The sequence below is a fragment of the Arthrobacter sp. NPDC089319 genome (assembly GCF_040684925.1).
In the GTDB taxonomy this organism is placed as follows: Bacteria; Actinomycetota; Actinomycetes; order Actinomycetales; family Micrococcaceae; genus Crystallibacter.
In genome coordinates, this window is record NZ_JBFBGZ010000009.1 from 160,420 (window position 1) to 176,430 (window position 16,011).

12 protein-coding genes are annotated in these 16,011 nt (G+C 63.4%); 6 read left to right on the forward strand and 6 right to left on the reverse strand.

The features are described from left to right. The first annotated feature begins 99 nt into the window (after nucleotides 1-99). The 4 genes from rfbB (at nucleotide 100) to AB0N75_RS14405 (ending at nucleotide 6,104) form a co-directional block, all read left to right on the forward strand. Complete coding sequence (rfbB, locus tag AB0N75_RS14390; RefSeq protein WP_364651134.1) at nucleotides 100-1,098, forward strand: dTDP-glucose 4,6-dehydratase; 999 nt, start codon at nucleotides 100-102, stop codon at nucleotides 1,096-1,098. After that, nucleotides 1,095-2,528, forward strand: coding sequence for a bifunctional dTDP-4-dehydrorhamnose 3,5-epimerase family protein/NAD(P)-dependent oxidoreductase (locus tag AB0N75_RS14395; protein WP_364651137.1), 1,434 nt, complete (start codon nucleotides 1,095-1,097; stop codon nucleotides 2,526-2,528). Before rfbB ends, AB0N75_RS14395 begins: the two co-directional genes overlap by 4 nt. Beyond that, complete coding sequence (locus AB0N75_RS14400; protein ID WP_364651140.1) at nucleotides 2,525-3,127, forward strand: acyltransferase; 603 nt, start codon at nucleotides 2,525-2,527, stop codon at nucleotides 3,125-3,127. Before AB0N75_RS14395 ends, AB0N75_RS14400 begins: the two co-directional genes overlap by 4 nt. A gap of 190 nt (nucleotides 3,128-3,317) precedes the next feature. Then, entirely contained in the window at nucleotides 3,318-6,104 is a 2,787-nt protein-coding gene (locus tag AB0N75_RS14405; RefSeq protein WP_364651143.1) for a WecB/TagA/CpsF family glycosyltransferase, read from the forward strand. A 72-nt stretch (nucleotides 6,105-6,176) separates the two neighbouring features. On the opposite strand, the gene epsE is transcribed toward AB0N75_RS14405, so the two are convergent. Next, nucleotides 6,177-7,400 (reverse strand): exopolysaccharide biosynthesis GT4 family glycosyltransferase EpsE, encoded by a 1,224-nt coding sequence (gene epsE, locus AB0N75_RS14410; protein WP_364651146.1) that lies wholly within the window; start codon nucleotides 7,398-7,400, stop codon nucleotides 6,177-6,179. 310 nt (nucleotides 7,401-7,710) lie between these two features. Between epsE and AB0N75_RS14415 the strand changes: the two genes are divergently transcribed. Together AB0N75_RS14415 and AB0N75_RS14420 are read left to right on the forward strand one after the other, a co-directional pair. Next, nucleotides 7,711-9,198 carry an O-antigen ligase family protein gene (locus AB0N75_RS14415; protein WP_364651149.1) on the forward strand — a complete coding sequence of 496 codons (1,488 nt, stop codon included), beginning with the start codon at nucleotides 7,711-7,713 and terminating at the stop codon, nucleotides 9,196-9,198. Beyond that, complete coding sequence (locus AB0N75_RS14420) at nucleotides 9,186-9,911, forward strand: chain-length determining protein (RefSeq protein WP_364651152.1); 726 nt, start codon at nucleotides 9,186-9,188, stop codon at nucleotides 9,909-9,911. Before AB0N75_RS14415 ends, AB0N75_RS14420 begins: the two co-directional genes overlap by 13 nt. A 108-nt stretch (nucleotides 9,912-10,019) precedes the next feature. Here AB0N75_RS14420 and AB0N75_RS14425 read toward each other — a convergent pair whose 3' ends face one another. The 5 genes from AB0N75_RS14425 to AB0N75_RS14445 all read right to left on the reverse strand — a co-directional run bounded on the left by AB0N75_RS14425 (nucleotide 10,020) and on the right by AB0N75_RS14445 (nucleotide 15,837). Next, nucleotides 10,020-11,003, reverse strand: coding sequence for a glycosyltransferase family 1 protein (locus AB0N75_RS14425; protein ID WP_364651154.1), 984 nt, complete (start codon nucleotides 11,001-11,003; stop codon nucleotides 10,020-10,022). Between the two features lie 295 nt (nucleotides 11,004-11,298). Then, nucleotides 11,299-12,222 (reverse strand): DUF6492 family protein, encoded by a 924-nt coding sequence (locus AB0N75_RS14430; protein ID WP_364651157.1) that lies wholly within the window; start codon nucleotides 12,220-12,222, stop codon nucleotides 11,299-11,301. After that, nucleotides 12,219-13,265, reverse strand: a complete 1,047-nt coding sequence (locus AB0N75_RS14435; protein WP_364651160.1) for a glycosyltransferase family 2 protein — start codon at nucleotides 13,263-13,265, stop codon at nucleotides 12,219-12,221. The genes AB0N75_RS14430 and AB0N75_RS14435 overlap by 4 nt, the downstream gene beginning before the upstream one ends. Nucleotides 13,266-13,360: 95 nt before the next feature. Then, nucleotides 13,361-14,941, reverse strand: a complete 1,581-nt coding sequence (locus tag AB0N75_RS14440; protein ID WP_364651163.1) for an oligosaccharide flippase family protein — start codon at nucleotides 14,939-14,941, stop codon at nucleotides 13,361-13,363. Then, nucleotides 14,938-15,837 carry a glycosyltransferase family 4 protein gene (locus AB0N75_RS14445; protein ID WP_364651166.1) on the reverse strand — a complete coding sequence of 300 codons (900 nt, stop codon included), beginning with the start codon at nucleotides 15,835-15,837 and terminating at the stop codon, nucleotides 14,938-14,940. Before AB0N75_RS14445 ends, AB0N75_RS14440 begins: the two co-directional genes overlap by 4 nt. Between the last annotated feature and the right edge of the window lie 174 nt (nucleotides 15,838-16,011).

Consider the following 16,011-nt stretch of genomic DNA (forward strand, 5'->3'; position numbering starts at 1 on the left):
AGCCGGCCTGCTTCGGCCAATGACGGGGCGAGCACCGCTGTCCGGCAATCTTGGCTGCAGCACTAGTCGCGCGGTGCAACGGTGGCTACATTAGGGCCTATGCGAAAGCTACTGGTAACTGGGGGTGCCGGTTTCATCGGATCGAATTTTGTGCGCCACGTCCTGGCCCACACCGATGACCAGGTAACCGTAGTGGACAAGATGAACTATGCGGCCAACGCCGCTTCGCTCGATGGCCTGCCGGTAGGCCGCTGCCGCCTGGCGCACGGCGATGTGGCCGATCCAGCACTGGTTGACCGGCTGCTGGCCGGCCACGACTCGGTGGTCCACTTCGCGGCCGAGACCCACAACGACAATTCGCTGGCGGATCCGCAGCCTTTCCTGCACAGCAACATCGTGGGGACGTACACGCTGCTGGAGGCCGCACGCCGGCACGGTACGCGGTTCCACCACATCTCCACGGACGAGGTCTACGGCGACCTTCCGCTGGACGGGACGGAGCGGTTCACCGAACACACGCCGTACCATCCGTCCAGCCCCTATTCGTCCACCAAGGCCGGCTCAGACCTGCTGGTTCGGGCCTGGGTACGTTCCTTCGGCGTCAACGCGACGCTGAGCAACTGCTCCAACAACTACGGTCCGTACCAGCATGTGGAGAAGTTCATCCCCCGGCAGATCACCAATATCCTGACCGGACGCCGGCCCAAACTGTACGGGGACGGCCGCAATGTGCGCGACTGGATCCATGTGGAGGATCACTCCTCCGCCGTACTGCGGATCCTCGACGAGGGACTGCCGGGCGAAACCTACTTGGTCGGCGCCGACGGCGAGCGCAGCAACCGCGAGGTGCTCCGCATCCTGCTGGACCTCCTGGGCAAGGGAACCGACGACTTCGATCTGGTGGCGGACCGCGCCGGCCATGATCTGCGCTACGCCATCGACTCCAGCAAGCTTCGCGGGGAACTCGGCTGGGAGCCGAAGTTCCTCAGCCTGGAGGCCGGCTTGGCCGACACCGTGGAATGGTACCGGAACAATCCCGGCTTCTGGGCCGCTGCAAAAGAATCCACCGAGCTGTTCTACGCGGGCCGCGGCCAATGAGCGCCGCACAGCACGGCATCGAGCAGACTCCGATCCCGGGACTGCTGGTGATTTCCCTGCCCGTCCACGTGGACAACCGGGGCTGGTTCAAGGAGAACTGGCAGCGTGAGAAGCTCATCTCACTGGGGCTGCCGGACTTCGGGCCGTTGCAAAACAACATCTCCTTCAATGCCAAGGCCGGAACCACCCGCGGCATCCACGCCGAGCCCTGGGACAAATATGTCTCCGTCGCGGTGGGCAGGATTTTCGGCGCCTGGGTTGACCTGCGCGACGGCCCCACCTTCGGCCAACGGTTCTGCATGGACCTGGGACCGGACACGGCCGTCTTCGTGCCGCGCGGCGTCGGCAACGGCTTTCAAACGCTGGAGCCGGAAACGGTCTACAGCTATCTGGTCAACGAACACTGGAACGCCCGGGCCCAAGAAGAGTATGTGTACCTGAATGCAGGCGACGAGTCCGCCGCCATCCCGTGGCCGATACCGCTGGCCGAGGCCGAACTGTCCGAGAAGGACCTGCACCATCCGCGCCTGACGTCCGTGGTCCCGATGAAGCCGCGGCGCATCCTGGTTCTGGGTGCCGACGGCCAGTTGGGCCGGGCCCTGCGCCAGGCGCTGCCGGAAGCCGAATTCAGGGATCGATCCCGGTTCGATCTGTCGGACGACGCCGCGTTTGCTACCGTCGAATGGTCCCGATATTCCACCGTTGTCAACGCCGCTGCTTACACCGACGTGGACGGCGCTGAGACGGCCCTTGGGCGCCGGGCCGCCTGGCGTATCAACGCCACAGCCGTCTCGCGGCTTACAGAGGTAGCTGCCCGGCACCGCTTGATCTTAATCCAGGTCTCGACCGACTATGTATTCGACGGCGCTTCCGGCCCGCATACCGAATCGGAACCGCCGTCACCGCTGGGCGTCTACGGACAGTCCAAAGCGGCCGGAGACGCAGCTGTTGCGACCCTCGAACGGCACTACATTGTTCGCACCAGCTGGGTGGTCGGCGAGGGCAAGAACTTCGTCCGGACGATGGCCTCGCTCGCTGCACGGGATATCAGTCCAACAGTCGTCAACGACCAGTACGGGAGACTGAGCTTCGCCACGGACCTTGCCGCCGGTATCGCCCACCTATTGAAGTCCCAAGCCCCGTATGGCACTTACAACCTCACCAATTCCGGCCCCTCAACCAGCTGGGCCGAGGTGGCAGCGGAGGTCTACCGGCTCATGGGCAAAGAACCGGCAATGGTGACACCGGTGCCGGCTGCCGAGTATTTCAGCGGCAGAGCAGCTGCACCGCGACCGGCCAACAGTGTGCTGGCGCTGGATGACATTGTGGCCTCCGGTTTCGAACCTCCGGACGCATTCTCGGCTCTGGACGCCTACCTCATTGCAGACCCGGGCCGAAGTCATCAGGCTGAACTGCAGGACCGGGCATGACGGCTGCTAGGCCTGCCAGCGTCGCGCCCACTGCCGACGTGGATCCCACAGCCACCGTCGGCGCCGGCAGCAGAGTCTGGCACCTGGCACAGATCCGGGAGAGCGCAGCAGTCGGCACCAACTGCACCATCGGCCGCGGCGCCTACGTCGGCCCCGGCGTGACCTTGGGCGACAACTGCAAACTGCAGAACTACGCACTGGTCTACGAGCCCGCTCGGTTGTCCGACGGCGTGTTCATCGGCCCCGCCGCTGTGCTGACCAACGACGTCTACCCGCGGGCCATCAACCCCGATGGTTCGCTGAAGTCGGCCGAGGACTGGACCAGTGTCGGCGTCACTATCGGTCGCGGCGCGTCCATTGGAGCTCGAGCGGTCTGCATCGCCCCGGTCACCATCGGTGCGTGGGCCACGGTCGCGGCGGGAGCCGTGGTGACCAAGGACGTCCCGGACCATGCGATTGTGGTGGGCGTCCCGGCACGGCAAGTCGGCTGGGTGGGCGAGGCGGGCGTACCGCTGGAGGAAGTTAAGAACGACATCTGGCTGTGTCCGCAATCCGCCCGGCAGTACAGGGTGTCGGGTGGCGTGCTCCTCGGCGCCTGAGGTTCGGGTGAGGGGGTGGCGGGCATTCTCCGTACAGCAAGCACGCCGGCGAAACAGGGCGCTCGGACAATCCGGCTTTTCCCTAGCTCTGCCGGCTAAATGCCGCTAGATTTGGTGCCGTATCCGGCCGCTTGGGGGTCCTATGGGGGTCCTCCGTGTCAGCGCCGGAAGTGGGGGAAACATGCAACGCGTGACTTTAGGTGGCGTGGAAGTCGATCTGCTCGAGTTCGATGACGCGATCGCCCAGATTACTGCCCGGGCGGCTTCCGGGGACGCCAGCCCCGGGGCCAACCGAAACCGGCGTGCAGGCGGACGCCCGATGGCGGTGGTTTCAGCCAATCTGGACCACGTTGCGCAGTTCGGCACTGACGGGCGATGGTACGGCACGCTTACCTACCGCCTAGGCCATCAAGACGACGAGGGTAGCGAGGATCCCGACACCATCCGCGAAGACGTCGGTGCGATACCGGAATCCAGTTCCGACGCCGGCTGGCTCACTCTGCTGGACGGGGCGCCGCTGGTCGCGGAGGCCAACCGCCTGACCGGAAAGAATTGGCCGCGGCTGGCCGGCAGCGACCTGATCGGCCCGCTGCTCGACGCCGCGGAGGCTGAGGGGATAACTGTAGGTTTCCTCGGAGGGAGCCGACTGGTCCAAGGACTGCTATCCCGCCGGCTGACCCGGACACGTCCCAACCTTGTTATCTCCGGTATCTGGTCTCCGGACCGCTCCGTCCTTGCCGACGACGCGGCCTCACGTCGACTTGCGGCCGCTATCGCTGCCTCGGGCACGAATCTGTTGGTGGTCGGACTGGGCAAGCCGCGGCAGGAGTTGTGGATCGCCAGATACGGCCCGTACACGGACGCCAATGTGCTGCTCGCCTTCGGCGCCGTCGTTGACTTCCTGGCAGGCGCCATGCAACGGGCGCCTCGCTGGGCCAGCGACCACGGCGTCGAATGGCTGTGGCGGCTAATTCTGGAGCCACGGCGCCTTGCCCGCCGTTACCTGGTAGACGATCCACCCGGCTTGGTGCAGCTGAGGCGCAACAGCTACGTGCAGGTGGCTCCACAGCAAGGAGCAGCGCACAGGGAGCACGGCGGATTGCTGCCCGCAACGCGCGGGGCACGGCCGCCCCTGACTGGCACCCCGAATGGGTCATTCCTGCCGCCCGGCGAGTCCGCCGACGTCGTCGTCTATGTTGTCACTTACAACAGTGCCGAAGCGCTGGACGAGCTGGTGGCCGGACTGCGTGTGGAGGCGGAAACGATTCGGCTACGGGTGGTGGTTGCGGACAACGATTCCGCAGACGGCACGCTGCAGGCGCTCGACGCCTATCCGGATGTGTATGCCCTTCCCACCGGTGGGAATCTTGGATACGCCAGCGGCATCAACGCGGCCATGCGGGTTCCCGGCGGCAGCGATGCAGTCCTCGTGCTCAACCCGGATATCGCCCTTGAGGCTGGCGCGATTACCGCCATGTACCAGCGCATGATTGGCTCGGGTGCCGGGATCGTGATCCCGCAGCTGCTCGAAGAGGACGGCAGTACCTACCCTTCCCTGCGGCGGGAGCCGATGCTTTTGCGCGCTGTGGGAGATGCACTGTTTGGCAGCCGCTTCACCTCACGGCCTTCTTGGCTGGCTGAAATGGATTACGAAGCGGAAAGCTACCGGCACCCTCACCGCGTTGAGTGGGCGACCGGCGCCGCGCTGCTCGTTCGCTCCGATCTGGCAGACCAGCTCGGAGATTGGGACGAGCAGTTTTTCCTCTACTCAGAGGAAGTGGATTACTTCCGCCGGGCACGTGAAGCAGGAGAATCCATTTGGTATGAGCCGCGGGCCCGCATGACGCACCGGCAGGGCGGGTCCGGGTCTTCTGCGCAGTTGAACGCCCTGATGGCCGTCAATCGCATCCGCTATGTGCGCAAGTACCGTTCGAAAAGGTACGCGGCCGCCTTCCGCGCGGCTGTCGTTCTAGCGGAAACGCTGCGCTGCTACAAGCGAACCCGGTTGGGAGTCCTGCGGGCCGTGCTCAGCGAGCAGAGCTGGAATACGCTGCCCGGGCCCACTGCCGCCGATAGCTTCGCCCCGCTGCGGGGACAATTTCCGTCCGGCTCGGTGATCATCCCCGCGCATAATGAGGAAACCGTGATCGGCCGTACGCTGGATCGTCTCGTGCCCGCGTTGTCCACCGGAAATATCGAGGTGATCGTTGCATGCAACGGCTGTACTGATGGCACGGCTGAAGTCGCCAAATCTTATGATGGCGTCCTTGTCCTGCAGTTAGAGCAAGCATCGAAGACCACAGCGTTGAACGCCGCGGACGTGGAAGCAACTCTTTGGCCGCGGCTCTATTTAGACGCGGACATTGAGATTAGTCCCGCTGCGCTGCGCATCGTTCTGGACCGACTTAACCACGGCCGGTTCCTTGCCGCCCGGCCAGCCTTCCGGTATGAATTCGACGGCGCAAGCTGGCCTGTGCGCGCGTTCTACAGGGCCCGTCGCCGCATCCCTTCGACGAGCCAGGCACTATGGGGGGCGGGCGTGTACGGCTTGACCGAAGCGGGCCACGCCAGGCTCGGTGAGTTCCCGCCCGTGACAGCGGATGACCTGTTGGTGGACCGTCTCTTCGCGCCGTCCGAAAAGGCGGTGGTACACACTCCGCCGGTGACCGTGCGCACGCCGCGTACTGTCAACGGCTTGTTGGCCATCTTGCGGCGCAATTACAGAGGTCAGGCAGAGCTCGGGGATCAAGAGCGGGCTGCCAGTCCACTCCTTTCGCCGTCGAGTGGGCTCGACACCCGCTTGACGGCACGAGAGCTGGTGAGGTCGATTCGCGGACCTGCGAGCGCCTTCGACGCCACGGTATACGCCGGCTTGGTAGTCGCTGCCCGGTACCGGAGAACCCAACCTGATGCGCAGGCTGATGCGAGGTTTCCTGCCCGTGAATGGGAACGGGACGCGTCCAGTCGTGTGCACTGAGCGGGCAGGCAATCCGGCGCCTGATCCGGGCCACGGGTCCGGCGTTGCCCGGAGCCTTCGGACTGCCGATCCCTAATCCAGTATTCGTGCTGCCAGCACCCTGGCGCTTCGGCCGCTGTCGAAGGACTCTTCAATTCGGCGGCGGCCTGCGGCGCCCATGTGAAGGGCTTTGCTCGGCTCCCCCAGCACCTCCGCCAGCGCCGACGCCAACTCCTCAGGGTGACGCGGACTCACCAGACGTCCGTGGACGCCGTCCTCGACGAGCTCGGGCACCCCGCCTGCTCCTGTGACGACAACCGGTAGACCCATAGCCATGGCCTCCATGATGGCGACGCCTAGGGGCTCAGCCTCGCTGGCCAAGGCAAAAACATGCGAGGTTTCCAACGCGTCCCGGATGTCCTCCTCAGAGACGGACCCTAGAAGAGTTACTCGATCCCTCATCCCTGCTCTGCCAATGCCGGATTCCAATTCCCGACGATAGCCAATGCCGCCTTGCTCATCCTCGCCGGCGATGGTCAGGCGCATGTCCAGGCCCTCATCCACGAGCAATCGCGCGGCCGCGATCAAGTCAAGATGCCCCTTGCTCGGGTTCAGGCGGCCGCAGGCAAACACCCGCACCTCGCCCGTGCCGGCCCAGGGACGATACGGTCGGCGGCGCGAGAAGTTAGAGAGATCAACACCCATGGGAGCGACGTCGATGACGGGCGGCAGGTCGCCGTCCAATGCAATGGCCACCTCGGCCGCCAGCGCTTTGGTGATTGTGATGCCGAAGGCCGCGTGGCGCCATTTCTCGCGCTGTCTGGGGCCGTAGTCGCTCAGCGGGCCGTGTAGCGTGAGGCTGTACGGCACTCCTGTCAACCTGCGGGCATGCATGGCGACCAGGGCTGCATCGGCGCACGAGTGCACATGGACATGGGTCCACTCACGTTGCCTCGCCAATACCGCAAGCTCAGCGCCTACGCCTGCTAGTGCAGCCTGTCGCACGGCGTACCAAGCACCCAGGGCTCCCGGAGTCCTGGGTCTGTGACCATAAGCGCCGCCTCGGCCCCGATTGCGCACTCCCTGAAGGAGAACAGAGGGCATCTGCAGGAGCGTTGAGGGTCCGGGTGGCACCAAATACCGGGTGGCCGCCATCGCCTCGTTCGCCCAGGAGTGCGACACGATCGCCTGAGGCGGCCTTCGGGTGGAAACCAACTCCGGATCCAGGCCGAGGTTCCGGAGAGCCGCGAGTTCCCGCCAAAAGAAAGTGTGAGTTTGCCCCGGAAATTCGGGAACGAAGTATCCGAACCGCACCATCGCCGTTGCCCCCTACATGACTTGGCCGGACTGCGGGATCAGGAATCCACGCAAGTGCTCAGAAGCATACAGTCCCCTAGCGGCCTGCTCCACAAACCATAAAGGACGGAAGTGGGGCGAGTACCCGCCACCTGACCGAGCTGAGCAGTTGGCTGACTTCGCCTATTCAAAGAGCCCCGAGTGGTTCAGCACTGCCGGGTTGAGTCAAGGCGGGTACTGTCGCATAGCCTGCCTAGCGGTTACGCTTCTGCTAAGGCATCGCGGCCGCGGGGTGTGCAGGCACCGATGCCATGCTGATGGGGGAGCATTAATGATGGCCAATTTGGCTACAAGCACGGCTGGGAGACTGCGCAAGCACAAGGCGCGATTACGTGTCGAGCCACCGTACCTTGCCCCGGTTACATTGCGAGATCTGCAATCGGGATCGTCAACGCCCGGACGAGTTCCGCGCCTGTTGATGATCGCGGCGTTCAGCGTACTCGTTTTCCCCTCCAACATGGTGGTGGAATCCATCGGGGCATCAGGCACCGTGCCAATGCTGCTCGCCCTCACGCTCTTCCTATTCTGGGTCGCCTCCACCGTGTTTGGCCTGCACGATCCCATCGGATTCCGCCACCCTGGACGCATCGCCCTGGCCTTGCTCCTGCTGAGCACCTGCATGTCATACGTGGCACTGCAGCTTGGCCTCACCGGCGGCAGCGCCATCGTTGGACGCAATGCCGCAGACCGCTGGCTGATCCTCATGGCGTCGACGACGGGCCTCATCATGGTCACGACGGAATGCGTGCGCACCATCAATGACGCCCTCATGCTTGTACGGGCAATCCTTGCCGGGGCCTATTTTTGTTGCCTTGTAGCCCTCACGCAGTTCGTTTTCCGGGTTAACCCTATGGAATGGATCGAGGCTGCAATGCCTCTCTTTGTGGACAACGGGGGGAATACGCCGTTTCAGGCCCGTGGCGCGCTCATGAGGGTAGCAGGTAGCACCTTTCATTCAATCGAATTGGCTGTGGTCTGCTCGATGCTTCTTCCGTTGTCCCTCTGGCGCGGAATTTTTGACCCAGTTGGGCGTAAATGGATGCACTGGTCCGGCACGGCATTGTTGATCTTTGCCATCGCGTCGACCGTATCCCGTTCCGGCGTTTTGGGGCTTGTGATCGGCATTTCGGTCGCCATACCCTTCCTGCCGAAGATTGCCCGCCGCTGGGCCGCCGTCGTGTCGCCTGTGGTCTTAGCGCTTTTGTTCCTCGCTGTGCCTGGGCTCATGAGCACGTTGTTCGGCTCGGTGACGGCAGGCACCAGCGACCCCTCCATCAGCACGAGGACGGACGACTACCCCAGAGTGGCAGCCATGATTGCCGAGCGACCGCTGCTGGGGACGGGCCCAGGCAACTTCATGTCGGAGGGCGCGCTTTACATCTTGGACAACCAGTATCTGAATGCTGCTGTCACTATGGGGCTCATCGGCCTGGCCTGCGTCATTGTGTACTTATTCGTGCCGGGGCTGGCCGGCGTCGTCGCCGCCCGGGCGGCTGCCAGCCCCGCTCTCAAGAGCCTAACCGGCGCCGTGGCCGCAGGGTGCTTGGTGGCAGGCGTCTGTTCGCTGACTTTTGATTCCATGTCTTTTCCCGTTTTCGCGCTGATTTACCCGTTGCTAGTGGGACTCTTCGGTGCGGCATGGATCATGGTCAAACGCGAACTCGTGCTGCTGCGAGCGCTTTCGGCCCGTCCTCATCAGAACCCACAACAGTCCGCAAACGCTGCGTCAACCAACGGAGGAACCGTATGGACCCAATGAGTGTGCTCAAGAGTGTCTGGCAGCACAAGGTCCTGGTCATACCGGCACTGCTACTGACGCTGGCAGCCGTCCTGTATGTCTTTGAATTTGCACCCCGGACGTATCAGTCCACTACAAGCTTCGCAGTGGTGAACCCCAACGTCCCCAGTGGAAAAGAGATCGAGGAAAACCCAAGCCTGGGTGACTTGAACACGAACAACCCGTACCTTCGGTCCTCGGATCCATCGCTCATTACCCAGGCGCTGGTAACCCGACTGAACGCAGCTCCCACGGCCAAGAAGCTGGTGGACGCTGGACTGGGAAATGAGTATTCCGTTAGCAAGCCCGCGGGGAGCAACGGTTTCGTCCTCGACATTACCGGCACCGGGAAAACGCCGGATGAGACCGTTGCAACGACGGAGATGCTGGGTACTGTTCTGACGGATGAACTGCAGGCACTCCAGACTATTGACGGGGCCGACGAACGGTACCAGTTCACCCCCGTGTTGCTGGCCGCGCCGAATGAACCGCAGGAGCAATTTTCAAGCCGGTTGCGCTCCCTCATAGTTGTAGGACTCGGCGGCGTCGTGCTGATGTTCGCGGCTGTCTCATTGGGTCGTTCTCTGGAGGCCATGAAGCAGAGCCGCGGAAGCCGACGCGATCGGGTGGAGGAAGCTGGCAGCAGGCGTTGGAGGCGCAGGCGCTACCAAGCCGAGAAGAGCCAAAGCACCTAAGCTCAGGGAGAACGGGGCACGCCAGTGAGCGGCGGTGGGCGTGAGCTGTATCAGGCAGCGGGTCGGCAGGTCCGGTCTCAAGGACCCGCTCGGCCGAGTTCGATCACGTTATACGGTCCAGGAATTTACGCGGGCGGCCGTCAAGCTGGACTCGATGAAGCTGCTGAATCGTTGCTGGGAAATACCCCACCCCTTCCTAGGCAGCGCGGCCACTTCCCGCGCTTGCAGTTCGGGATGCGGATGCTCCACGATTCTAGCCAAAGCCCCTGCTATGCCCGTGGGGGTAGCTCGCGCCCAAAGGACTCCAGGCGATGCCAGGTCCGCTTTCGCTAGATCGGAATCGTTGACCACCGGCACGCAGCCCGCGGCCATTAACTCCTCAGCCGCCAACGAAATATTCGTGAAGGACAACGCCAACCCGGCTGAGCACCTGTTGTACAGCGCGTTCAGCTCCTGGGGGCGGAGGCTGCCGTGGGCGGTAACCGGAATCCGCCAGCCGGTGACGTGATCTCCCACAACGTGGATCTCCTGCTCCGGATGCATCTGGTGGAAGAGTTCCAGCCCTGCCTTGGCCAGCAGGTAGCCCCTGCGGTGCACATCTGTCTTCGCATATAGCACTACCCCGCCGCGGGCTGCGGTTGGGGTCGCAGCAGCCCCGTCCGCTTTCAGCAGACCGTACATGTCAGTGTCGCACCCGAACGGGATCGTCGTCGCGGGTTCCAGGCTGAGCTCGTGCACGAGCGACTTCCGGACCATCTCGCCCAATGCGATGTGGGTAAAACCTAGGCTGTAGCTGTCCTGCGCCAACTCATAGAGGTAGCCGCGCGGATAAAAGTACGGCTCATAGTCCTGGATGAAATAGAACCTAGGCACCTGAGCATCAGTTCGCCGTTCGGCCACATGGGCGCTCGCCCAAGCACTGGCCACGACCGCATCGACTCCTCCGATGGACGGTCTGGCGCTTCTGATTTCGGCTTTCATGTCCGGCCAGTAGCTGCGGATCACCGGTTCGTGGCGCTCCACGTCGTCCGAGTTCGTGTCATAGAGGAACAACGTGCACCGGTGCCCTCTTTCCTCCAAGGCGCGAACCATTCTGAATAGAGTGGTGTGCCCACCGGAGCCAGGTCCGGGGGGACTACACACCCAACCGATGTGCAGCGGGCCGTCGACCGCGGCCCTGCGACCGACCCCTGTGAACCCGTGCGGGGAGGAACCCCTTGATACCGTGCTCAGCTCATTGGAAGAGGCAATGTCCTCCGGCAGAAGCGGGAAGTCCAGTTCAGCCCACAAAAAGCGTCTGTCGAGGCGACGAGCCACCCGTAGCGACACCTTCCGCGCCACATCATATGCCCCGTCCTGACGCAGCCTGTTGAACAGCCGCCGGGCTTCAGCCTGATAGTTCATACGGATCCCCCCGATGCGTGTCCTTAGGCCCGAAAACGTGTCTGGCCAAGGCGGATCGGCGGGCTTCGATGTCCGTTCCTGATTTGGCTGAGATCATCACTGCTACGTCGTCGTCGCGGACTGTCCCGAGAAACCGGTCCAGACCCCCCTCGTCCAGCGGCTTTTCCTCCGAGTAAACGGCCGACGGCGTTCGGTTCGTGGCCGATGGCAAGCCTCCCATGACGTCGTCCACAAACACCCCGTACAGGACCATTTCAGAAAAATGCAGCTGGCCGCCCAACTCGCTGGCCCAATCCTTGCCGCTGCGACTCTCGACGGCGGCCAGCATTCGGCGCACCACTGTTGGCTGCCACAAGCAGGGCCAGCAGATGTAGTCCGTCAACGCTCCGCTCGCCGGCGGCTCCAATCCGAGGATTTTCCGTGAGACTTCATGCCACTGGCGGTGCCGCGGTAGACCTGCGTGCACTGCCCCTGGATTCCTGTAAAAAGCGGGGTTGCCCTGTTTCGAGAATGTCGACGCACCAAAAGGTCGGACGAAGACCATGTCCGAGTCAACGAGGAGCACCGCCTCCGACTCGCTTTGCGCGGCCGCGGAAAGCTTGACCAGTTGTTGGGCGATCCATCCCCGAATAGGAGGAAACGGGCGGTGCAGGTTGGCCCACATATTGGCGCCCGGAACCTTGAGTAGGTGCCCGGGCAGGAAATCGGCCACGTCATGAATTACCGTCCGCGCTCCAGTCAGCGGGCTAAATCGGGAGCGGTCCCTGGCCGGTACGATGATGTGGTGCTCCACATCATCCTCCGCGCAGTCCATGATGGAACGGTTTAGATCACGGCAGAGCTCAAGGTCGGGTGCATAGCTTGGCGTTAGCACCATCAAGGAACCGGACGCGGGATTCGCGGTCACAGTTCGTACACCCCTTCCCGGTGCCAGCGCCGCCAATGCAGTTCGGAACGCAGGCGCGTCGTCGCTCGCCGGGCCAAGGCAGCGACGGATAGTTCGGCGGGGATCGCGCGACGTCTGTCAAGCACCCGGTCCCTCCTCCGGCTGAGCGACCGCCACCGTGCCGTCGTCGTTACTGTCGGGTCCAAGGACCGCGCGAATTCCAGATAAGCGTCTGCGGACTCCGCCCGGTTCCGCCCGCGGTCGAGGCTGCTCTGCGCTGAGGCGAGAGCCGCTGCCACTAAGGCTCGATGCGCTGTCGCATTCATTTGCGCGGCATCGGGGATGCTGCCAGCCACACCGTTAAAGAGCGTGCGAAAGCAGGCTAGACGCTCGTTTAGGTCCACGATCTCATTTACTTTTTGTTGTGAGAGGCTGGCGTCGTGTTCGCGGTGCCAGGCCTGATCCGCTCCGTGGACGTAAGCGACGTTGGAAAAGGCGGCAATGCGCAGCCAAAGCTCCATGTCATGCGCGTGCTTCAAAGATGACATATAACCGACCTGTTCAAGCACCGCACGCCGCATCAGCACTTCTGGCGACGTGATGACGTTTACAGAGCTTCGACAGCGGCCAGACAGCCACAAGCGTCCTGGCCACAGGGTCCAGCCCGTTACCCTCAGCCGCGGAGGGGGAAGCATCTCGCCGCGAAAATGAAGCGGGTGACCGTAGACCAAACCAACCGAGGGGAATGATCGGGCAACCTCCACGGCCCGGCGCAGCGAACCCGGCGTCAGGAGGTCGTCCGCGTCCAGCCGGACGACGAATTCACCGGCTGCCTCGCGCACCCCTGCGTTGAAGGCCCCGGCTGGACCTAGGTTCGATGGGATTTCCACTACCGAGACGTTGGAGTGCCGCGCCGCTAGCCCCCGCGCAATCTGAAGGCTGTCATCCGTCGACGCGTCATCAACGATGAGCACATCCGCAAGGACTCCCTCTTGGGTCGCGGCGCTTTGGACCGCTCCCGCAAGGTAGTGCGCGTAGTTGTAGCAGGTGACTACTACGGACACGGTTGTCCCGGCTGCCGAGTCATCGGCTTGATGTTGCGATCGCCGCGGCACATACCGTCGGCGCCCGGGTGTCCGCAGAGAATTGGTTTGTGCGTTCATGCCTCGTCCCCTGTTCGATTTCGAACACTCGCCGTCTGGTCGCCGCGGCCTGAAGCCGGTTTGGCAGGCGGCGGCCCTTCCGAGTGTTCCTCAAGGCTGCCGTCACGCGACCACTCAGTCACGGCCCGTACGCCCCTCACAAGCCAACGGCCGCTCAGCAGGAAATAGGCCGCGCACCCCGCCAGTCCCCCGCACAGTATTCCGATCAGCGGGTCCGGCAGCCAGGCCACCGCGGCACCCGCGATCAGGCCGGCAGGGATCGCGGCCAACAAGGGGGGCCAAAAACGCCGCCCGGCCAGTCGGAGGTCGGCCCCGGATCTAGCGAGGGCGAGTGCGTACGCTGGCAGAACCACGACAATGGCCACGGCCAAGTGCGCAATCCCAGCTCCTTCAATGCCTCCAAGAGCTGTACCGGCGACCATGGCGGGAACCAAAACAACAATCCACGCCACCTGAATAATGAGAATTGTTCCCGAAGCGCCGCGGGCAAGCAGGTATGACGCCGCGAGGTCAAATACCGTGCGCAGCGCCCCGAATAATCCGAGCCAGGCAAGCACGGATGCGGCGGGCAACCATTCGGCGCCGTACACGACCAAGATCATCGGCGCGGAAAGCACCGCGAGCATCAGACCGCCCAGAAGCCCCACGGCCCAGACTGGCCCCAGCATGGTGCCGAATCCCGGGTCGCTCCGACCGATGGACACCCTGGAAAACGCTGGGAGGGAGACGGACCTGACCACCTGTCCGAGTGCGCTCATGGGCCAATTCGAGACGTTGAAAGCCAGAAAGTAGAAGCCGAGGATCATTGGGCCGGCCATTCTGGAAATGGTTACGTTGTCCACGTTCAGCAGGGCTAGCGACAGCAGGTTGGCGCCAGCCACAGGCAGTCCAAAAGAAAGCACGGAAGGGGCCAAGGCGCGGTCGAAGCCGAAGCGAATCTTCTCCCCGGAAAGCAAGAACTGTAATACCAGCGTCAGCGCCTGGGAGATCATCCTGCCAATGACCAACCCCATCACTCCCCAACCGGATAACACCATGGCCAGGGTGAGCACGGTGCCGACCACAAAGTCCGTGGCCCCGATGGCGAACAGCTTCTTCTGCTCGAACCTGCGGAGCAGTGCGGAATAGGGCACTACACCCAGCCCCGCCAACAGCAGGGAGAGGGACATCACCGAAATAACCGGTCCGGCCGCGGGGCTGCCCATGAGGTCGGCGATTCCCTGCCCGGAGACGCTCATGAGCAGCGTCAGGCCGGCGCCAGTGACCAGTCCGAGCGTCGCAACGGTGGGCGCCCGCTCACGGAGGTTCGGGCTCCGGATTAGGTCGGCGCTCAGCCCCAGGTCTGCCATGGCCATCAGCACCGTTTGGACGGTCAGGGCCACGGCAAAGATTCCGAACTGTTCCGGTGCGAGCAATCTCGCCAGGACGATTCCGACCAGAAAGCTGCCTATACGCATGACGATAGCGTTGAGGGTGCTCCATGCCACACCGTGCCTGATGCGTCCGGCCAAGCCGCGCTCTCCGCCGGTTTGTTGACCCCGAACCTTCCTATATTTTTCCCAGACCCGCGCCGTCATCCTGCCCCTCCAACACGCTGACGGACTGGAGACCCGAGATGCCGCGCCCAATGGCGGTTTCTAGTGTCTGAAGACGCATCCTCATGGCGCCCGCTTAGCGTCTGAAAAGCGATCTCGGCAAAGGCGGCTGCCATAGTCCGCTGGGTGTGTTCCTTTCGAACATAGGCTGCAGCCGCCGAAGACATTCTTTGCATTTCAGACTGGTTCGTCAGCAGTTCGATAACAGCCGTAGCCATGTCGCCCGGAGCGCCGGGACGCACCAGCCTCCCGGTCTCGCCGTCCAGAAGGTAATCCTCAACGCCGCCCGTGGCGCTAAGGACTACCGGCCGGCCCGTAGACATGGCCTCAAGCGCCGTCGTCATTCCGGAGACATGAAGATTCGGTCTCGTCGCAATGGCCACAAGTGAGGCCTCCGCATACAGGGCTCGGACTTGCGGCCCGGTTAAACGGTCCAGCGAGTCGAACCCTTCCGGCAGGCGCAGATTCCCTGGGGCCTGCACAACGATCCGAGTGTCGGGAAGCGCTTCTTTCACCTGTCGGAGTGCGGTCAGCAGAGTTGTTGGGTCCCTGTCCCGATCGTTGCCGAGACTGAGCACCGTCGGTCTGTTGGGCAGAGGATGCTGGGGGTAGAAGTCAGTGTCAATACCGAACGGGACAAACTGGATCCGACTCTCCGGCAGGTCCAGCCATTCCCGCAGGACGGGAAGTTGTGCACGCGACAGCGCCCACACCATGTCCAGTCGACTCAAGATGTGCCGCAAAACCCTCAGCCGCGCCCGCTGTTCGCCAGCCTGCAGCCTGTCCGTCGCCCAAATCACACCACCCATGAGCCCGTACCGAGAGTTCGCGTACCGGGCATACATCGCCGCGCTAGTCTGCTCGTCCCAGGCCATCATGAGGCCCTCGTGGGACCGAACTGCCCGACGCAGCCAGCGCGAGGGACGCAGCATGCCGAGCCAGGGAAGGACGTTTCGGGCCGCAGGCCTAATAGTGCCGCAGCTGAGCTCCAGTCCGCACTCTCCTAGTCTGTCGAGGCCGTAAGGGAACCGCCCCGGAACCTCGCCCTGCCG